Origin of the sequence: Rhizobium sp. WYCCWR 11152 (genome assembly GCF_013087615.1) — a bacterium.
Taxonomy (GTDB): Bacteria; Pseudomonadota; Alphaproteobacteria; order Rhizobiales; family Rhizobiaceae; genus Rhizobium; species Rhizobium indicum.
In genome coordinates, this window is record NZ_JABFCP010000003.1 from 73,676 (window position 1) to 92,093 (window position 18,418).

Consider the following 18,418-nt stretch of genomic DNA (forward strand, 5'->3'; position numbering starts at 1 on the left):
TCAAAGCCGTCATGGACATCAAGGTTGACATGACTTTTCTCGAATGCTTCTCAGTTGTGAGATAGTGGCAGTTCCGACCGTACCTGTGAGAGTTTTGGTGTCGACACGGTTCGATATCGTGCCTCGACCAAATTATAGATTCCGAACGCAGCTAAGCCGATAGCCACGACGAGGTAGAGAACAGCTCCGAAAGGAAGCTGCCTCACGAAGGTCAAGGCATCACTTATGCTCCCTGCCTGGCCCGGATCGACGGTAAAGGCCGCATAGCAAAAGAAGATGCCGACGATCACGAAAACGACCCCACGGGAAACCAGCCCATAGACGCAAACCAATAACAGAGGTCGACTTTGACCGAGCGTCAGATATCGCTCAAATCGCCGTGTGATACCTTTCAGCGCGGTAACAGCACCACCAACGACAAAGCCGAGACCAATCGCACCAGCTAGGAATCGACCAAACGGTTGCGACATGGCCCAGGCTGCCAAGCCCTTTTCTCCGCCGTCGCCACCGGATCCAAAACCAAGGGCGTCCTGAAAGGCGTATATCGCCAACCCCATGTACGTCACGGCGCTGCCGAGGAGGGCGGCACGGATCAGGTAGCTTTTCACACTGTGGTCATGGTTGTCTGCGTTTGCGATGGACTGGGCAAGCCGCCATGCTACAAAGCCGAGTAGCCCGAGCCCTATCAAGCCCAACCACACCCGGCCCAACGGCTGTTCCAAGACAGCGTCGAGCGCTGACTTGGTATCGGCCTTTCCGCCGCCGAAGCTCGAAAATACTGCCAGCGCAGCAACGAGCAAAAACACAATACCTCGAGCGCTATATCCGGCCCGCGCAAGCCATTCAAATTTCGACCTGGTCATCTCTGGTTCCCCCGGCGCGGATTTAACGAGCGCCCAGCAAAACAGTTCCGACTTCTCCGCGATGAATGTCTTCAACGAGGCAAGCGCCTCGAACTTTTATCGCGATCCTGGCTGTCGGACGCCACCAGGGGTTCCCAATGAAACGAGATTGCGAGCAGCGTGAAACGCGGCTAAATATATTTCAGTTCCATAAGATAGATTACGCCACTTTCACAATCACAGATTGGCAAAACGAATGCGCACACTCTTGGTTGTTTGAGGAAATCGGCTGGGACCTCCCTGAGATCCGCCTTTCAAATACCGTTTGATGATCGCAGTTCATAGAGCACGTGATGGCGCAACGGATGGCCTTCGGCCAGATTGGGATGATCGAACTCACCGATCCGGTTCATCCCCAGTCGTCTCATCAAACCCCAGGAATTGCTGTTTGCGGGTACCGTGAAGCTGACGATGCGGTCAAGCTTCAGCTCGTCGAATGCAAAGTCGAGAGACCGTTCCGCGGCCTCGCGCGCATAGCCGGCGCCGTGATGCCGAGACGCTGAAAGCCGCCAACCGATTTCGACTGCCGGCGCAAACGGCAAAGCCGGCGAAACGTTGTTGAGGCCGCACATGCCGATCAACGCGCCGCTTGCCTTCGCTTCCAGCGCCCAGAACCCCCAGCCATGATCCTCGAAGTGCCGGTCGATACGGTCGAGCATCGCATTCGACTGTTCGTCAGTCAGAGGATTGAGATATCTGACAACGTCGGGCTCGGCATTGATCGCAGCGAAGGGCTTGCGATCTTGCGGTCGCCAGGGTCTCAAAATCAGCCGTTCGCTTTCGAGCTTCATCGTGCCTCTGCGATAGATCCTACCAGAGCGTCATGTGACGGTTGACGTCCTTGTAGAGCAGGTAGCGGAACCGGCCCGGGCCGCCGGCGTAACATGCCTGCGGGCAGAAGGAGCGCAACCACATGAAGTCGCCGGCCTCGACCTCGACCCAATCCTGGTTCAGCCGATAGACCGCCTTGCCCTCCAACACGTAGAGACCATGCTCCATGACATGGGTTTCCATGAAGGGGATCGTCGCACCCGGCTCCAGCGTCACGATATTCACGTGCATGTCGTAGCGGACATCGGCGGGATCGATGAACCGGGTCGTCCCCCAGCGCCCATCGGTATCGGGCATTGCCGAGATGGGGTGCTGGTCCTCATGCGTGAAGATCGCCGGCGGCGGTTCCAGCCCCTCGACCTCCTGAAAGGCCTTTCGAATCCAGTGGAATTTTGCCGCAGTCGAGCCGCCGTTTTTCAGGCGCCAGACCGAACCCGCCGGAAGATAAGCGAAGGAGCCGGTGCGAAGCGCGTGGCTGACGCCATCGAGTTCCACCGTCACCTCGCCGTCGACGACGAACAGGACCGCTTCGGCCCGCTTGTCGGGCTCCGGCCGGTCGCTTCCACCACCCGGCTGGACCTCCATCACATATTGCGAGAACGTCTCGGAGAAGCCGGAGAGTGGCCGGGAGAGAACCCATGCCCGTGTCCCCGTCCAATGCGGAAGCACGCTGGTGACGATGTCGGTCATGACGCTGCGCGGGATGACCGCGTAGGCCGTGGTGAAGACGGCCTTGCTGGAAAGCAGCTCGGTCTGCGGCGGCAGTCCGCCGAGTTTGGAATAATAGTCGTTGTTGTTCATCGGTCCAGATTTCGCGGCATGTGGCACTGCATCTGATTTATGCGCCGCTCATCCTCCAGGCAACTCTTAATTCGGCTCCTGAAAGTCGATGCGGAGCCGCCCGGCCGCGTTCCCTTCAGAACTCGACTTCCAACTCGACGATCTCGTCGGGCTCGGCCATCGCCCCTTCGGTCCATTCGCCCATCAGCGGCCAGGACAGCACCGTTTCCACATAGGCTTCGAGCTGCGGTTCGAGCTCCACCGCATAGGTGCGGAAGCGGGTGCAGACCGGCGCATACATCGCATCGGCCACGGTCGGCGCGGTCCCGAACAGCCACGGCCCGCCGCTCGCGTCGAGGCATTCGGTCCAGATCGCCCTGACACGCTCGACATCGGGCCGCGCGCCCGAAAATATCTTGAAGCTCGCATGCCGCGCCTTGAGGTTCATCGGCAATGCCGAGCGCAGGTTATGGAAACCCGAATGCATCTCGCCCGAGACCGACCGGCAGCGGGCGCGCGCTGCGCGCTCAGTGGGCCAAAGCCCGGCATCCGGCACGACCTCATGGAGATATTCGGCAATCGCCAGCGTGTCCCACACCGTCACGTCGTTATGGGTCAGCCTCGGCACCAGAACCGACGGTGAAAGCAGAAGCAGTTCCTGGCGCGCCTCGTCATCCAGTTCCACAAGGACTTCGGCGAAGTTCAGCCCCGCCATCCGGCACAGCAGCCAGCCGCGCAGAGACCATGAGGAGTAGTTCTTCGAGGAAATCGTCAGTGCAGCTTGCGACATCGGGCTCGTATCCTTGTCGGACAATGTTGCTTCTTCCTCGATAATCTTCTCGCATGGTAGGACATATTCCACTAGCATTTTTTGCACCGCCGCATCGATGCGGCAGTGCGGGAGATTTCGGCCATGCTCTACCAGGCCTATCAGTTCCAGGATGATCTTATCGCGCCGCTCCGCGATCTGGCGCGGCGCTTGCAGATCTTCTCCGCGACAGCGCTCTGGGGATCCGGCAGCGAAATGGGACGGCACTTCGCCGCCGCGCTGGAGATGATCTCACGCTTCGAGATCACCCACCAACGTCCGGATTTCGCCATAGACTCAGTCATGATCGGCAATCGCGTGGTGCCCGTCACCGTCGAGACCGTGCTCGGCATGCCCTTCGGCACGCTCCTTCGTTTTGCAACGGACACCGATGCAAAGCGGCCGCGGGTGCTGGTCGTCGCACCGCTGTCCGGCCATTTCGCCACACTCCTGCGCGGCACCGTGCAGACCCTGCTGCGCGATCATGACGTCTATATCACCGACTGGGCCAATGCCCGCGACGTGCCGCTGTCGGCCGGACGCTTCGGCATGGACGACTATGTCGATTATATCATGCATTTCCTGGAGGAGATCGGTCCGGGCGCTCATATCCTCGCCGTCTGCCAACCCTGCGTGCAGGCGCTGGCCGCCGTTGCCGTGATGTCGGAAGAGCGGCATCCCGCCACCCCACGCACCATGACGCTGATGGCCGGGCCGATCGATCCGCGCGAGAGCCCGACGAAGGTCAACGAGCTTGCCGTGTCGAAATCGCTCGCCTGGTTTGAGAATTCGCTGATCACAGGCGTTCCCTGGCGTTATCGGGGTGCGGGACGGCGGGTCTATCCCGGCTTCCTCCAGCTCGTCGCTTTCATGTCGATGAACATGCAGCGCCACCAGGACGCCCATCGCAGGCTCTACGACCATTTGGCGAAGGGCGAGACGGCCGAAGCCGGCAAGATCAAGAAGTTCTACGACGAATATTTCGCCGTGCTCGACCTCACCGAAGAATTCTACATCGAAACCATCGAACGCGTCTTCCAGAAGGCGGAACTCGCGACCGGCGACCTCACCCACCATGGCCGCAAGGTCGACCCGGGCCAGATCCGCAACACGGCGCTTTTGACCGTCGAGGGCGGGCGCGACGACATCTGCGCGCTCGGCCAGACCTCGGCCGCGCACGATCTCTGTCGTGCGTTGCGCCCGCATCTGAAGCGCCATCATCTTCAGGCCAATGTCGGGCATTACGGCGTCTTCAGCGGCCGCCGCTGGGAGGGGGAAATCTACCCCGTCGTGCGCAACATGATCCTGGCGATGGAATAGTGCCCGTCAGATCCGGAAGCGATCGGCGTGCCACGTCAATGTGAAAGGGAAATGTGCGATGAACAGGGATAGGCTCTTTATACTTCGCCCGGGCTTCGAAGATCCCGCCTACCCAGGACAACGTTTTTACTGCTGGCATTGCGCGCTCATGGAAGGCGTGCTGGCATCCTTTCCGGACCTCGCGCAAGGACTTGATATCGAGCGAATTGCATGGCCTCGCCCAAGATTGCCGGTCATCGAACTGGTTGGAGAGGAAAATCAGTCACTGCCCCTACTTTTGCTTGCAGACGGAGCAACGTCCGTCCACCAAACCGGCGTGTACCGCGGGCGGGCCTTTATCTCCGAAAAGGACAATATCCTGGCCGCCCTGTCGGAAAGGCATGGATTCCCAAATCCTCACCCTTGAAACTTCTGCTCGTTAGGCCGATCCGGCTATCCGGCCTTCGACTACCGCTCGGCCATCACCAGATGCCCCGGCCCGACCTCCCGGTAAGAGGCGCTCGGCGTTTGATAGTCGACCGGGCGCATCGGGCTCTTGATCTCGTCATTCGCCACCATCCGCTTTTCATGGCGACGGTCCGGATCGGGCACGGGCACTGCCGCGATGAGTTTCTTCGTATAGGGATGCTGCGGATTTTCGAAGACTGCGGATCGCGGGCCGATCTCGACGATCTCGCCGAGATACATCACCGCCACACGGTGGCTGACACGCTCGACCACCGCCATGTCGTGCGAGATGAACAGGAAGGCAAGGTTGAGGCTCTGTTGCAGGTCGAGCATCAGGTTGATGACTTGCGCCTTGATCGAGACGTCGAGCGCCGAGACGCTTTCATCGGCGACGATGACCTTCGGCTGCAAGGCGAGCGCGCGGGCGATGCAGATGCGCTGGCGCTGGCCGCCGGAAAACTCATGCGGGTAACGCGCGGCCATATCCGCCGACAGACCGACCTTCACCAGCAGATCGGCGACGACGTCTTTTGCCTGCTTTGAATTGCCCATCTTGTGTTCGAGATAGGGTTCGGCGATCGCAGCACCAACCGTCATGCGCGGATTGAGGCTAGCAAAGGGATCCTGGAAGATCATCTGCACGGATTTGCGCATCTCGCGCAGATCCTTCCTGTCGAGGCCGAGCACCTCCCTGCCCTCGACGAGAACGGAACCGGCCTGCGGCTCGATCAGCCGCATGATGGCGCGGCCGGTCGTCGATTTGCCGCAGCCGGATTCGCCGACGAGCGACAGCGTCTCGCCGGCATGAAGATCGAAGGAGACGTTTTCGACGGCATGCACCCGGCTGGTCAGCCGACCGAACAGGCCGGAATGAATGTCGAAGCGCTTGGTGAGGTTCTTCACCTGCAGCACCGGCGTCGCTGCCACCGTGTCGGCGACCTCAGCGGGAATGTCCGATTCACCCGTTGCGGTATTGACCACGGGGAAGCGCAGCGGCCTTTGCCTGCCCTGCATCGAGCCGAGCACCGGCACGGCTGATAGTAGTGCTCTCGTATAGGGATGTTTGCCGCGGTGAAAAATATCGGCGGTGGCGCCGCTTTCCACCTGTTCGCCGCGATACATCACCACCGTCCGGTCGGCGATTTCGGCAACGACACCCATGTCATGGGTGATGAAAAGGACGGAGGTTCCCTCTTCGTCCTGCAGCATCTTGATGAGATCGAGGATCTGACCCTGGATGGTGACGTCGAGCGCCGTCGTCGGCTCGTCGGCGATCAACAGTTTCGGCCGGCTGGCGAGCGCCATGGCGATCATCACCCGCTGGCGCATGCCGCCGGAGAAGCGATGCGGATATTCGCCGAAGCGCGAGGCGGCCGAGGGGATGCGGACCTTTTCCAGCAGCCTTATCGTCTCGGCTTTGGCATCGGCCCTGCTCATATCGGAATGGCAGAGCAGCGCCTCGGAAATCTGGTCGCCGATGGTGAAAAGCGGATTGAGCGATGTCATCGGCTCCTGGAAGATCATCGCCACCTTGTTGCCGCGCACCTGCCGCATGGCATTTTCCGGCAAGGCCAGGAGGTCGCGTCCGCCGAGCATGACCCGGCCCTCGACACGGCTCGTATCCGCCTGCAGCAGCCGCATGATCGAGAGCGAGGTGACGCTCTTGCCCGAGCCGGATTCGCCGACGATCGCCACCGTCTCCGCTGGCGCCACCGTAAAGGAAACATCGCGCACGACCGGTTTCCAGACGCCGTCCACCAGGAAGGAGGTCGTCAGCCTTTCGACGGAAAGAACGTCGGTCGTCGTCTGGATCGGTTGGGTTTGGGCGCTGGCCATGGCGGTTCCTCTCGCGGCAGATATCAATCCGGCCAGCGCAGCACGCCGTCGAAGCGGTGCTTGCTGCGGTTTTCCAGGGGTGTGGCGATGATCTCGTTGGAGGCACGCGCCTTGTCGAGTTCCTGCGCCAGGCGCTCCGCGACGATCGTCTCCTCACCCGGGTGCAGGTTGCATGGGTCGAGGTAGAAATAGCGGTGCTCCACCTCATGATCGCGCACGATGATCGGCGGGATGCCCTTGGCAAGCGCATCGGCCAGATCCCAGGCGGTGATATGCGCCTGCTCGGGATCGACGATCAGGCGCAGCCGATCGAGCGGATTGTTGGTCGGATCGGGCTCGATCAGCGCGGTGAGGCCAGGGCGGCCGTCGAGCGTGCGCTTCCACAGGTTGAGATAGCCGGTCTCGCGTTCCCGGATGCCGGCGTGGTCGCGGCTTTCCCAGGCTTCGAGTGCCGCCATGACGCCGAAGATGCTCTCCTTGCCGACCTTCATGCCGCGGCCGATGCCCATATTCTGCAGGAATGCATGGCGCACCAGCTCCTTCCTGCCGGCAACGATGCCCGAGGTCGGGCCGCCGAGGAATTTGTGGCCGGAGTAGAGCGCGATATCGGCTCCCTGCTCCACGAAGATGCGCAGGTCATATTCCGAAGCCGCATCGACGATGACGGGCACGCCCTTGGCATGGGCGATCTCGACGAATTCTTTGAGGTTCAAGAGGCCGTAATCGACGACATGGTGGGAGACGACATAGACGGCAGCGGCGGTCTTGTCGGTGATGGCGTTTTCCATGTGGAAGCGATGCGTCGAGGTCGCCTGCCCCACAAGCACGACCTTGCCGCCGGCAAGCCGGATCGCCTGGTCGACCGGGGCACCGTAGCTCACCACATGGCCCATCTGCACCAGCACTTCGTTCTTCTCCGACACCACATCCGGCAGCTTCTCGATCGCCAGCAGGTTATTGCCGGTGATCGCGCCGGCGACGGCCAGCGAAATGCCGGCCGAGCAGGAGGCGGTGACGAAGCCCGCCTCGCCACCGGTCAGCCGGGCGATGACGGCGCTTGCCTTGCGCTGCAGGTCGTTGATCTCGGCGAAGTGCGGCAGGATCGATGCCATCGCGCTGATCGCTTCGGGAACGACGATCGAGGCGCCGAGGCTGGTCATCGTGCCCGATACGTTGATGACAGGGCGAAGGCCAAGCGACGGGCGGATATCAGTGGACATGGAGATCTCCAGGAGTCTGGGTCGAAAAACGAAACATGGGGCGATCGATCAAGTGTGTCGAGCTTCCGTCAGCCATTCAAGGCGACGATCGCCTCGATCTCGACGGTGATGTTGCCGGGCAGCGAGCCGAAGCCAACGGCCGAGCGGGCATGTTCGCCGGCCGGCCCGAAGACTTCTATTAGCAGATCCGAGCAACCGTTGATGACGCTCGGATGATCTTCGAACTCAGGCACGGCATTGACCATGCCGAGCAGCTTGACCACCCGCTTGACGCGGGCGAGATCACCGAGCGCATCCTGCATCACGGCAAGCAGGTTGATGCCGGTCAGCCGCGCATGGCCGTAGGCCTCCTCGACACTGACCCCACCGCCGACCTTGCCGGCATGCATGAAGCCGTCGGCCTCACGCGGGCCCTGGCCGGACAGATAGAGCATATTGCCTTCGATCACGTGCGTGACGAAATTGGCAATCGGCGGCGGCGGCGGCGGAAGCGCAATGCCGAGGGCGGCAAGCCGTTCGTAAGGCGAGTTCTCGACCTTGCCGGCGGCGGTGGGAAACTGATTCACGCAAACTCCTGTCATGCAATTTTCGATTTGGCGAATTTCGATTGGGCCGACGCTTGGTCGGCGGATTAAAGATCCTTGCGCAGTCTTGGATCGAGCATGTCCCTGAGGCCATCACCGACCATCTGTAGCGACAGTACGGAGAGGATGATGGCGACACCCGGAAACAGCGTCATCCAGTCGGCCTGGCCGATATACTGCCGGCCGGCGGCGATCATCGTTCCCCAGGTCGGGATTTCGGGGCTGACGCCGAGGCCGAGGAAAGACAGGCCGGCTTCGGCGAGCATGGCGCTGGCGAAAAGGAACGTCGCCTGCACCAGGATCGGCGACAGCAGATTGCGCAGCACATGCCGCGTCATGATATGGAAGGTTGAGATGCCAAGCGCCCTCGCCGCCTCGACATAGGGCAATTCGCGAATGACCAGCGTCGATGCGCGCACGATCCGGGCAAGGCGTGGCGCATAGACGATCGACAGCGCGATGATGACGGTTGTCAGCGACGGGCCGAGGGCGGCAACGAGCGCGATCGCCAGCAGAATATCCGGAAAGGCCATCATCGCATCGATCAATCGGGCGATCGGCGTATCGAGCTTCTGGAAGAAGCCGGCAAGCAAGCCGAGCGTCACGCCGATCACGGCTGACAAAGTCACGACCGCAACACCGACGAGCAACGACAGGCGGCCGGCGAAGATCGTACGTGAGAAAACATCGCGGCCGAACTCATCGGTGCCAAAGAAAAAGGTGCCGCTCGGCGGTTTCAGCCGGTTGACGATGGAAAGCTTCGACGGCGAATAGGGCGCGACAACAGGAGCGAAGACCGCCAGAAGCACGAAGATCGTCAGGATCAGCAGGCCCAAGGCGACCGTCTTGCGTTTAAGCAGGCGCCTGGCGAATTTGCTGCCCTCGCCTTCGGCGGATTTGATCGCGATATCGGCCATCAGTAGCGCACCCTCGGATCGATCAGCAGATAGAGCATGTCGATCGCAAAATTGATCAGCACGTAGAGGGCGGCGATGACGAGCAGCGCCCCCTGGATGACGGGATAGTCGCGGCGCAGAACAGCGGAGACGACGAGATTGCCGACACCCGGCAGGCCGAAGACGGTCTCGGTGACGACGGCGCCTGAAATCAGCACCGCTGCCGTCAGGCCGATCACAGTCAGGATCGGGATCAGCGCATTCTTCAGAGCGTGCTTGAGAATGACCCGGCGCTCGATCAGCCCCTTGGCGCGCGCCGTGCGAATATAATCGTCGCCAAGCACATCGAGCATCGACGCGCGGGTGAAACGCAGGATCAGCGCCGAGGAGACGATGCCGAGCGCAAAGGCAGGCAGCGTCAGATGATACATCCGATCGAGAAAGGTCGAGCCCGGACCGCCATAACCCGAGACCGGGAAGAGGTTGAGCCTGACGGCGAAGAACTGCATCAGGATCAGGCCGAGCCAGAAGCTCGGAATGCTGGCGGCAAACATGGCGAGCGTCGTTGCCGCTTGGTCAATGAAGGAGCCGCGCCGATAGGCGGCATAGATGCCGATCGGCAGGGCGATGATGCTGGCAATGGCGAGCGAAAACAAAGTCAGGAAGAAGGTCGGCTCGGCCCGGTCGAGCAAGGCCGAGGTGACAGGCATGTTGAGGAAGATCGACTGGCCTAGATCACCTCTCAGCATCTGGCCGATATAATAGACATATTGCAGGCCGAGCGACTGATCGAGGCCGAGCCGGGATCTGAGATCGGCAATATCCTGCGGCGTCGCATCCGGCCCGAGCATCACTGCGGCGGGATCTCCCGGCGTCACGCGCACGATGACGAAGACGATCGTGACGACGAGAAACATCACGACGATCATGCCGAACAGGCGCTGGAGGATGTAGCGTATCATGAATGCCTGGTAAACCTTTGCAGATGCTGCAAAAAAGAAGACCGATACCGACCAGGAATGGCCGGTATCGGTGGCGATGCCTACTTCTTGATGGAAGCATTCCAGAAATACGGCCACGGAGCCGGATCGACACCTTCAAGCTTGGTCGACTCTGCCGAAACGGCGTTGAAGTCACCGATCTTCATGAAGGGGGCGTCGACATAGATCGCCTTCTGGACATCGGCCCAGAGCGCCACGCGCTTCTTCGGATCGACTTCCGAGGTGAAGGCATCGACGGCGGCCTTGCGGGCCGGCGTATCCCACCAGCCCGGCGAGCTGGTTGAGAGCGAGCCGATCAGGGCAGGCTCCGGCAGGAAGGGGCTATGGGTGATGTAGATATCCCAGAGCTTCGGATCGGTGCGGCGCTGCGTCAGCGTCGCCCAGTCCACAACCTGCATATCGACGGTGAAGCCGGCAAGCTTCAGATATTCGGCGGCGACCTGCGCCATCTTGTAGTGGAACTCATACTGGCGGCTGGTCAGGATACGGATCGGTTCGCCGTTGTAGCCGGCCTTCTTGGCGGCAGCCGCCGCCCCTTCCGGATCGGCGACGTTGTAGGCGCCCTCGACGCCAGCATCTGTCGACCAGGCAAAGGTCTTGGGATAGATGGCGCCGTCGAGCGCGTAGAAATCCTTGCTGCCGAAAGCCGCCGCCAGCATGTCTTCCATGCTGAGCGCCTGGCGGATCGCCTTGCGAACCTCGACATTCCCAGCAATACCTTCCTTCGTGTTGAAGACGAACACCGGATAGCCGAAGGGCTTCAGGATGATCGGCTGCGAGGCGGTGGAGGCCTTCAGCTTGTCGTAGGATTCGACCGGGATCGAGTCGACGTAGTCGTACTGGCCGGAAACCGCGGCCTCGACACGGGTGTTCGGATCCGGCACCGGCACGAAGCGGATCTCATCGAGATACTGGTGGCGGGCGCCGCCATAGCCATTGCTGTCGCCTTCACGTGACTTGTAGCCGTCGAAGCGGACGAGCTGGATGTATTGGTCGGCCTTGCGCTCCTTCAGCATATAGGGGCCGGTGCCGATGAAGTCTTTCATCGGCTCGTCCTGTTTTTCGGACGGGATGATGATCGCAGCCGAATTGTTGAAGGCGAGCAGCGAAGTCAGCGGCGCATAGGGCTGCTTAAGCGTGATCGTCACGGTCGCCGGATCGGCGGCGGTGACCTTATCGATGAAGCCGGCCACCTGCTTGCCGCGCGAGGCGATCTTCATCCAACGGCCAAGCGAAGCAACGACATCTTCCGAGGTCATGTCGGTATTGTCGTGGAACTTGATGCCGGTCCTGAGCTTGATCGTATAGGTTTTGCCGTCGGCGCTGATCTCAGGCAGGCTTTCGGCGAGAAGCGGCGTGACGTTCCAGCTCTTGTCGAAGGTGTAGAGCGTTTCGAAAATGTGCTGCGTGACGATGCCGACGAGATCGGCCGTCGACGACATCGGATCGAGCGTCGGCGGCTCGCCGATCGTCGCGACGTTGATGACGCCGCCCTTTTCCTGGGCAAGGAGCGTCGAAGGCAGGGCGACGAGCGCGGTGCCGAGAAGGAATGCGACCAGTGTTTTCATGTGAAGGCTCCCGTTTAGTTCCACAATTATGTAATTCATCTTTTTGTAACAGAATAGGAGATGGATCGATCCTGTCAAGCAGGAGCGACGGATTATGCGCTCGGCGGATACCGGGACGCCGAAAAACACACAATCTTTGGCTGCGCCCCGCCTGCAACAAGACCGCGCATTATGCCAAGGTGAGTCAATCGCACTGCGGTGAGGCTTCAACGGAACGGGAGAACAGGATGAGCATCGATTTCAACGACGGCAAATGGCTGAACGAGCCGTCACACTGGCAGGCGACCGAAACCGGCCTCACCCTGACCACCGATGAGAAGACCGATTTCTGGCGGGAGACCCATTACGGCTTCACCCGTGACAGCGGCCACTTCCTCGCCTTTCCCACCACCGACAGCTTCACCGCACAGATCCGCGTCCGGGGCGAATTCCGCACGCTCTACGACCAGGCCGGCCTGATGGTGCGCATCGACGAGAGACGCTGGGTGAAAACAGGCGTCGAGTTCACCGACGGCGAAGCCTACCTCAGCACCGTCGTCACCGACGGCAAGTCCGACTGGTCCGTCGCTCAGCCCTTCAGGGAATTGGAAGATTTCCGCATCCGCGTCACCGTCGCCAACGGCGCGATGCGCATCCAGGCTTCGCGCGATGGCAGCTTCTGGCCGCTGCTGCGGCTCGCCCCCTTCCCGGCTGCCGATCACTACGAGGTCGGACCCACGGCCTGCACGCCGGAGCGCAGCGGACTGACGGTCCGCTTTTCCGAATTCTCGATCGGCCCGGCGATTACCACCGATCTGCATGATTTGAGCTAGAAGAGCGACCTTTGGCGGCTCTACCGAAAGAACAAGATCAAATCGCTGCGAGTGCCGCGCAGCACACTTGACAAAGATAAGCTGCCTGTATTTTACTCAAGCCTGCGGATTAGGCAAAGAGCCTTCCACATTACATGACTTCGATAGTCCCCGGGCAGTTTCGCCCCATGACGCCTCATCGCTCGATGGGATCAGCGTCGTGGGGTTTTTGATGTGGTCACTTCATGAACGACGCGCTGAAAATCGGCATCCTCTTTTCGACCACCGGGCCCTACGGCTCGATGGGACGCGACGCGCGCGACGGCGCCGATTTCGCGATGGCCGAATATACCGGCGTCGAAGGGGTGGCGATTGAGCCCATCTTCTTCGATCCGCATGCCGATCTTGCCGCCTATCTCGATGGCGCGCGCCATCTTCTGCGCGCCGGCTGCCGCCATATCGTCGGTACGATCACCTCTGCGGCGCGCAAGGAAGTCATCCCGCTCGTCGAGAAACATGACGGCCTGCTCTGGTACATGTGCCCCTATGAAGGTTTCGAGGCCAACGAGAACGTCATCTATGTCGGCGGCTGCCCGAACCAGCATCTGCTGCCGCTTTTCGAGCACCTGATCCCGCGTTACGGCGCAAGGCCCTACCTCGTCGGCGCCAACTACGTCTGGGGCTGGGAGATGAACCGGCTCGCCCGCGAACTCATTACCAATGCCGGCGGCGAGGTGCTTGGCGAACGCTATCTTCCGCTCGAGGAGACAGCCGTCGAACGCATCGTCGCCGAGATCGCGCAGCGCCGCCCGAGCTTCATCCTCAACAATCTGATCGGCCCCTCGAGCTACGCCTTCCTGAAGGCGATCAAGGCCCTCGGTGATCGCGATCCGGCCTTCCGCGCGGAAAATTGCCCGGTAGTCAGCTGCGACCTGATGGAATGCGAACTCGACGATATCGCCGCCGGAGCTGCCGCCGGCCAGCTTTGCGCCGCTTCCTATTTCGATAGTATCGCGACCCCGGAAAATGCCGCCTTCAAGGCCCGTGTCACCGAGCGTCACGGCGCCGAGCGGCGTGTCTCCAGCGTCTTTGCCAGCGCCTATACGGCCGTCCGGCTCTGCGTCGACGCGATCGTCGCCGCCGGCGGTGACGAGCCCGACGCCGTCCGGCGCGAGCTCCACAATCGATCCTGGCCGACCCTGTTCGGCGCGCTTTCGATCGACCGCGATACCAATCATGCCGCCCTGCCCTTCCATCTCGGCCGGATCAACGCCGACAACGGCTTCGATGTCGTCGCCTCGCGGCCGCCGCTCGCCGCCGACCCCTATCTGACCGGCCGCAACCGCCTGGCCTTTCCACGGCTAAGGGTGGTGTCATGAGAGAGACACCCAATTTCACCGGCTGGCAGGCGATGGTCCTGCATCGCGAGGACGGCAACACCGAAAAGCTGATCCGCCAGCTTCGCCTGCTCGGCATCCACGCAACGCTACAATGGGCGCCGCTCTCGGCCGCGGCACTACTGCCCGATCTCGTCATCGTCGATGCCGACCAGGGCTGGGACGATCTGCTGCCCTGGCACGGCGAAACGCCTGCCTGCCCCGTCGTTGCCTTGCTTGGTTCGGAAGCGCCCGGCCGCATCGCCTGGGCACTTGGACAGGGTGCCGGTGCGATCATCGCCAAGCCGATCGCCACATCGGCCGTTTATCCGGCGCTTGTCATGGCCGTCTCCATTCATCGGGAGCGCAAGGCGACTGCGGAAAAACTGCAATATCTCGAAGAGCGCGTTCGGCTGCGGCCGCTCGTTCACGCCGCCGTCGAAAAGCTGCAGGCCGCACATGGCATCGACGAGGAGAGCGCTTACGCAATCCTGCGCAATTGCGCCATGCGCCGCCGCCTGCCGATGGAGCAGATATCAGCCTTCATCCTGGCGGGTGCCGAACCTCTGCCGGAGGCCGGCTGATGCATGTGCTGAAACAGATGATCCGCCAGCCGACGGCCCTTTTCGGCCTCATCGTCGTCACGCTCGTCATCGGGCTCGCCATCGCAGCGCCGTGGATCGCGCCGTTCAGTCCTGACGAGCAGATGTTTGACGGCCTGTCGCTCGAAGGCGCGCCGCTGCCGCCGGGCGGTCCCTATCTGCTGGGCACCGACACGCTCGGCCGCGACCTCTTCTCGCGCCTGCTCTTCGGCGCCCGCACCTCGCTGATCATCGGCCTTGTCGCCAATGGCATCGCGGTGACGATCGGCCTCTTCGTCGGCATCGTCGCCGGTTATCTCCGCGGGCTGGCGGGCAACATCCTGATGCGCTTCACCGATCTGATGATGGCATTTCCGGCATTGCTTCTCGCCATCGTGCTCGCCGCATTGCTGAAGCCGAGCCTCTGGATCGTCGCCATGGTGATTGCGCTGGTCAACTGGGTGCAGGTCGCCCGCATCGTCTATACCGAAACTCGCGGCCTGGTGGAGCGGGATTTCATCATGGCCGAACGCTCGCTCGGCGCCGGCCACATGCGCGTGCTCTTCATGCATATCCTGCCGCACCTCATGCCGACGGCAATCGTCTGGGGAACTCTCGGCATCGCCACCACCGTGCTGCTCGAGGCGACACTTTCCTTTCTCGGCGTCGGCGTCCAGCCGCCGCAGCCCTCCTGGGGCAACATCATCTTCGAGAGTCAAAGCTATTTCCAGGCCGCCCCCTGGCTGGTCTTCATTCCCGGCGCGATCATCCTTCTGACGGCGCTTTCCTTCAATCTGGTCGGCGACGCGCTACGCGACATTCTCGACCCGACCCAGCGCGGGAGGGGCTGATGGCATCACTCATGCTCCGCCGGCTGGCGCAGGCGGCGCTCATCCTGCTCGGCGTCGCGGCGATCACCTTCGTGCTGCTCTACGCCCTTCCGGCCGATCCGGCCCGCATGATCGCCGGCCGCAGCGCCACCGCCCAGACGGTCGCCAACATCCGCCATGAGCTCGGCCTCGACCAGCCGCTGCTGGTCCAGTTCGGCACATATCTCGGCAATCTGCTGCATGGCAATCTCGGCCGCTCCTATGCGCAGAAAACCGATGTCTGGACGCTGATTGCCGCGCGGCTGCCGGCGACGCTGACACTGATGCTTGCCGGCATCTTCGTCGAGGTGGTGCTCGGCCTGACGCTCGGCACCATCGCTGCCGTGCGCCGCGGCGGCTTCGTCGACCGGATGGTGATGATGGCCTCCTTTGTCGGCACCTCCGCACCGCAATTTCTCGTCGCCCTGCTGCTGCTCTACCTGCTGGCGGCAACGCTCGGCTGGTTTCCGATGAGCGGCTACGGCAGCTTCTCGCATCTCGTCCTGCCGGCCGTAACACTCGGCATCTGCGGCGCCGGCTGGTACGCCCGCATGGTGCGCTCGTCGATGATCGACGTGCTGAACCAGGATTATGTCCGCACGGCGCGCGCCAAGGGTCTTTCCTCGAAACGCGTCATCCTGCGGCATGCGCTGCCCAACGCCGTGCTGCCGATCATCGCCATGATCGGCATCGATATCGGCCAGTTCATGGGTGGCGTGGTCGTCGTCGAGGCGGTCTATGGCTGGCCCGGCATCGGCCAGCTCGCATGGCAGGCGATCCAGCAGGTCGATATCCCGATCATCATGGGCGTCACGCTGACCTCGGCGCTCGCCATCATCATCGGCAATCTGCTTGCCGACCTCGTCGCGCCGATCATCGATCCGCGCATCCGCACACGCTGACAGCAACCAAAGAAGGGGAACCAAGATGTTCAAACGCTGGCTGCAACAGACGACCATGGCAACGATGGTGGCGCTCGCCCCATTATCCGTCATGGCGCAGGAAACGCCCAAGCAGGGTGGCGATATCGTCGTCACCTACAAGGACGACATCACCACGCTCGACCCGGCGATCGGCTACGACTGGGTCAACTGGTCGATGATCAAGAGCCTCTATTCCCGCCTGATGGACTATGCGCCCGGCACGCCGAACCCGGTTCCCTCGCTTGCCGAGAGCTTCACCGTTTCACCCGACGGCTTGACCTATACCTTCAAGCTGCACAAGGGCGTGAAGTTCTCCAACGGCCGCGAACTCGTCGCCTCCGACGTGAAATATTCGATCGAACGCGCCGTCGACCCGAAGACGCAGGGGCCCGGCGCCGGCTTCTTCGGCGCCATCAAGGGCTTCGAGGATGAAACCGGCGGCAAGACGACGACGCTCTCCGGCATCGAGACGCCTGACGACAGCACCGTCATCTTCAACCTCTCGCGCCCCGACGCCACCTTCCTGCACGTGCTTGCGATCAACTTCGCCTCGGTCGTGCCGAAGGAAGCAGTCGAGGCGGCCGCCGGCGACTTCGGCAAGAAGCCGGTCGGCTCCGGCACCTTCATCCTGAAGGATTGGACGATCGGCCAGCAGCTCGTTTTCGAGCGCAACAAGGATTATTTCGTCAAGGGCGTTCCCTATATCGACAGCTTCAAGGTCGAAGTCGGCCAGGAACCGCTGGTGGCGCTCTTGCGCCTGCAAAAGGGCGAGGTCGATATTGCCGGCGACGGCATTCCGCCGGCGAAGTTCCTCGAAATCAAGAATTCGGCCGATGGCGCGCAGATGATCGTCGACGGCGAACAGCTGCACACCGGCTACATCACCCTCAACACCAAGGTGAAGCCCTTCGACAACGTCAAGGTTCGCCAGGCGCTGAACATGGCGATCAACAAGGAGCGTATCACCCGCATCCTCAACGGCCGCGCAACGCCTGCCAACCAGCCGCTGCCGCCGCTGATGCCGGGCTACGACAAGGCCTTCACCGGCTATGCCTATGACGTGGCGAAAGCCAAGGCGCTGCTTGCCGAAGCCGGCTATCCCGACGGCTTCGAGACCGTGCTCTACTCGACGAACACCGACCCGCAGCCGCGCATCGCCCAGGCGATCCAGCAGGATCTGGCCGCTGTCGGCGTCAAGGCCGAAGTCCGAGCACTGGCCCAGGCAAACGTCATCTCGGCCGGCGGCACGGAAGGCGAAGCCCCGATGATCTGGTCGGGCGGCATGGCCTGGATCGCCGACTTCCCGGACCCGTCCAACTTCTACGGCCCGATCCTCGGTTGCGCCGGCGCGGTTCCGGGCGGCTGGAACTGGTCATGGTACTGCAACGCCAATCTCGACAAGCGCGCCGTTGCCGCCGACTCGATGTCCGATCCGGCAAAGGCAGCCGAGCGCACCGCCGCCTGGGGCAAGATCTTCACCGACATCATGGCCGATGCGCCGTGGATCCCTGTCATCAACGAACGCCGCGTCGTCGCCAAGTCGATGCGCATGGGCGGTGCTGACAACATCTACATCGATCCGACCCGCGTCATCAATTACGACGCGATCTACGTGAAGCAGTAAGCCCCGAAGAAACAAAGCCTTCCCGGTCCACGCCGGGAAGGTGTCATAAAGTCGAGGGAGA

At 61.9% G+C, this 18,418-nt stretch carries 18 protein-coding genes; 8 read left to right on the forward strand and 10 right to left on the reverse strand.

Translation table 11 applies throughout. The annotated features are described in order from the left end of the window. Positions 1-50: 50 nt before the first annotated feature. The 4 genes from G9X67_RS02795 to G9X67_RS02810 form a co-directional block, all read right to left on the reverse strand. The gene (locus G9X67_RS02795) at positions 51-938 is read right to left on the reverse strand and encodes a DUF1206 domain-containing protein (RefSeq protein WP_171598011.1); all 888 of its coding nucleotides are present in this window, start codon (positions 936-938) and stop codon (positions 51-53) included. A gap of 218 nt (positions 939-1,156) precedes the next feature. Beyond that, on the reverse strand, positions 1,157-1,693 hold the full coding sequence (locus G9X67_RS02800) for a GNAT family N-acetyltransferase (RefSeq protein ID WP_171598012.1): 537 nt from the start codon (positions 1,691-1,693) through the stop codon (positions 1,157-1,159). Positions 1,694-1,712: 19 nt separating this feature from the next. Continuing rightward, the gene (locus G9X67_RS02805) at positions 1,713-2,534 is read right to left on the reverse strand and encodes a bifunctional allantoicase/(S)-ureidoglycine aminohydrolase (RefSeq protein WP_138331402.1); all 822 of its coding nucleotides are present in this window, start codon (positions 2,532-2,534) and stop codon (positions 1,713-1,715) included. A 115-nt stretch (positions 2,535-2,649) separates the two neighbouring features. Continuing rightward, positions 2,650-3,303: a glutathione S-transferase gene (locus tag G9X67_RS02810; protein ID WP_138331401.1), complete on the reverse strand. Its 654-nt coding sequence runs from the start codon at positions 3,301-3,303 to the stop codon at positions 2,650-2,652. A 123-nt stretch (positions 3,304-3,426) separates the two neighbouring features. Between G9X67_RS02810 and phaZ the strand changes: the two genes are divergently transcribed. Next, a complete protein-coding gene (gene phaZ / locus G9X67_RS02815) occupies positions 3,427-4,641 on the forward strand; it encodes a polyhydroxyalkanoate depolymerase (RefSeq protein ID WP_138389877.1) in 1,215 nt (404 codons plus the stop codon). Between the two features lie 58 nt (positions 4,642-4,699). Beyond that, on the forward strand, positions 4,700-5,047 hold the full coding sequence (locus tag G9X67_RS02820) for a DUF3088 domain-containing protein (RefSeq protein ID WP_062940297.1): 348 nt from the start codon (positions 4,700-4,702) through the stop codon (positions 5,045-5,047). Positions 5,048-5,088: 41 nt separating this feature from the next. On the opposite strand, the gene G9X67_RS02825 is transcribed toward G9X67_RS02820, so the two are convergent. From G9X67_RS02825 to G9X67_RS02850, 6 genes are all read right to left on the reverse strand, one after another. Then, complete coding sequence (locus G9X67_RS02825; protein ID WP_171598013.1) at positions 5,089-6,924, reverse strand: ABC transporter ATP-binding protein; 1,836 nt, start codon at positions 6,922-6,924, stop codon at positions 5,089-5,091. Positions 6,925-6,947: 23 nt separating this feature from the next. Further along, positions 6,948-8,144, reverse strand: a complete 1,197-nt coding sequence (locus tag G9X67_RS02830; RefSeq protein WP_171598014.1) for an aminotransferase class V-fold PLP-dependent enzyme — start codon at positions 8,142-8,144, stop codon at positions 6,948-6,950. Between the two features lie 68 nt (positions 8,145-8,212). Continuing rightward, complete coding sequence (locus G9X67_RS02835) at positions 8,213-8,725, reverse strand: RidA family protein (protein ID WP_171598015.1); 513 nt, start codon at positions 8,723-8,725, stop codon at positions 8,213-8,215. Positions 8,726-8,775: 50 nt separating this feature from the next. Beyond that, positions 8,776-9,645 carry an ABC transporter permease gene (locus G9X67_RS02840; protein ID WP_138331397.1) on the reverse strand — a complete coding sequence of 290 codons (870 nt, stop codon included), beginning with the start codon at positions 9,643-9,645 and terminating at the stop codon, positions 8,776-8,778. Continuing rightward, positions 9,645-10,586, reverse strand: a complete 942-nt coding sequence (locus tag G9X67_RS02845) for an ABC transporter permease (protein ID WP_011655191.1) — start codon at positions 10,584-10,586, stop codon at positions 9,645-9,647. Before G9X67_RS02845 ends, G9X67_RS02840 begins: the two co-directional genes overlap by 1 nt. Before the next feature lie 80 nt (positions 10,587-10,666). Continuing rightward, a complete protein-coding gene (locus G9X67_RS02850) occupies positions 10,667-12,193 on the reverse strand; it encodes an ABC transporter substrate-binding protein (RefSeq protein WP_138331396.1) in 1,527 nt (508 codons plus the stop codon). A gap of 227 nt (positions 12,194-12,420) precedes the next feature. Between G9X67_RS02850 and G9X67_RS02855 the strand changes: the two genes are divergently transcribed. The 6 genes from G9X67_RS02855 (at position 12,421) to G9X67_RS02880 (ending at position 18,357) form a co-directional block, all read left to right on the forward strand. Then, positions 12,421-13,005: a DUF1349 domain-containing protein gene (locus G9X67_RS02855; protein ID WP_138331395.1), complete on the forward strand. Its 585-nt coding sequence runs from the start codon at positions 12,421-12,423 to the stop codon at positions 13,003-13,005. A 224-nt stretch (positions 13,006-13,229) separates the two neighbouring features. Next, on the forward strand, positions 13,230-14,363 hold the full coding sequence (locus G9X67_RS02860) for a transporter substrate-binding protein (RefSeq protein ID WP_171598016.1): 1,134 nt from the start codon (positions 13,230-13,232) through the stop codon (positions 14,361-14,363). After that, positions 14,360-14,944 (forward strand): ANTAR domain-containing protein, encoded by a 585-nt coding sequence (locus G9X67_RS02865; protein WP_138331393.1) that lies wholly within the window; start codon positions 14,360-14,362, stop codon positions 14,942-14,944. Before G9X67_RS02860 ends, G9X67_RS02865 begins: the two co-directional genes overlap by 4 nt. Next, complete coding sequence (locus G9X67_RS02870; protein ID WP_003547924.1) at positions 14,944-15,792, forward strand: ABC transporter permease; 849 nt, start codon at positions 14,944-14,946, stop codon at positions 15,790-15,792. The genes G9X67_RS02865 and G9X67_RS02870 overlap by 1 nt, the downstream gene beginning before the upstream one ends. Continuing rightward, on the forward strand, positions 15,792-16,712 hold the full coding sequence (locus G9X67_RS02875) for an ABC transporter permease (protein WP_138331392.1): 921 nt from the start codon (positions 15,792-15,794) through the stop codon (positions 16,710-16,712). Before G9X67_RS02870 ends, G9X67_RS02875 begins: the two co-directional genes overlap by 1 nt. Positions 16,713-16,737: 25 nt before the next feature. Continuing rightward, a complete protein-coding gene (locus G9X67_RS02880) occupies positions 16,738-18,357 on the forward strand; it encodes an ABC transporter substrate-binding protein (protein ID WP_171598017.1) in 1,620 nt (539 codons plus the stop codon). Positions 18,358-18,418 lie beyond the last annotated feature (61 nt).

What these genes read in the sequence shown, in the direction of transcription:
- G9X67_RS02800 (WP_171598012.1), bottom strand. Translation starts at nt 1,693, where the DNA reads ATGAAGCTCGAAAGCGAACGGCTGATTTTGAGACCCTGGCGACCGCAA.
- G9X67_RS02805 (WP_138331402.1), bottom strand. Translation starts at nt 2,534, where the DNA reads ATGAACAACAACGACTATTATTCCAAACTCGGCGGACTGCCGCCGCAG.
- G9X67_RS02810 (WP_138331401.1), bottom strand. Translation starts at nt 3,303, where the DNA reads ATGTCGCAAGCTGCACTGACGATTTCCTCGAAGAACTACTCCTCATGG.
- phaZ (WP_138389877.1), top strand. Translation starts at nt 3,427, where the DNA reads ATGCTCTACCAGGCCTATCAGTTCCAGGATGATCTTATCGCGCCGCTC.
- G9X67_RS02820 (WP_062940297.1), top strand. Translation starts at nt 4,700, where the DNA reads ATGAACAGGGATAGGCTCTTTATACTTCGCCCGGGCTTCGAAGATCCC.
- G9X67_RS02825 (WP_171598013.1), bottom strand. Translation starts at nt 6,924, where the DNA reads ATGGCCAGCGCCCAAACCCAACCGATCCAGACGACGACCGACGTTCTT.
- G9X67_RS02830 (WP_171598014.1), bottom strand. Translation starts at nt 8,144, where the DNA reads ATGTCCACTGATATCCGCCCGTCGCTTGGCCTTCGCCCTGTCATCAAC.
- G9X67_RS02835 (WP_171598015.1), bottom strand. Translation starts at nt 8,725, where the DNA reads ATGACAGGAGTTTGCGTGAATCAGTTTCCCACCGCCGCCGGCAAGGTC.
- G9X67_RS02840 (WP_138331397.1), bottom strand. Translation starts at nt 9,645, where the DNA reads ATGGCCGATATCGCGATCAAATCCGCCGAAGGCGAGGGCAGCAAATTC.
- G9X67_RS02845 (WP_011655191.1), bottom strand. Translation starts at nt 10,586, where the DNA reads ATGATACGCTACATCCTCCAGCGCCTGTTCGGCATGATCGTCGTGATG.
- G9X67_RS02850 (WP_138331396.1), bottom strand. Translation starts at nt 12,193, where the DNA reads ATGAAAACACTGGTCGCATTCCTTCTCGGCACCGCGCTCGTCGCCCTG.
- G9X67_RS02855 (WP_138331395.1), top strand. Translation starts at nt 12,421, where the DNA reads ATGAGCATCGATTTCAACGACGGCAAATGGCTGAACGAGCCGTCACAC.
- G9X67_RS02860 (WP_171598016.1), top strand. Translation starts at nt 13,230, where the DNA reads ATGAACGACGCGCTGAAAATCGGCATCCTCTTTTCGACCACCGGGCCC.
- G9X67_RS02865 (WP_138331393.1), top strand. Translation starts at nt 14,360, where the DNA reads ATGAGAGAGACACCCAATTTCACCGGCTGGCAGGCGATGGTCCTGCAT.
- G9X67_RS02870 (WP_003547924.1), top strand. Translation starts at nt 14,944, where the DNA reads ATGCATGTGCTGAAACAGATGATCCGCCAGCCGACGGCCCTTTTCGGC.
- G9X67_RS02875 (WP_138331392.1), top strand. Translation starts at nt 15,792, where the DNA reads ATGGCATCACTCATGCTCCGCCGGCTGGCGCAGGCGGCGCTCATCCTG.
- G9X67_RS02880 (WP_171598017.1), top strand. Translation starts at nt 16,738, where the DNA reads ATGTTCAAACGCTGGCTGCAACAGACGACCATGGCAACGATGGTGGCG.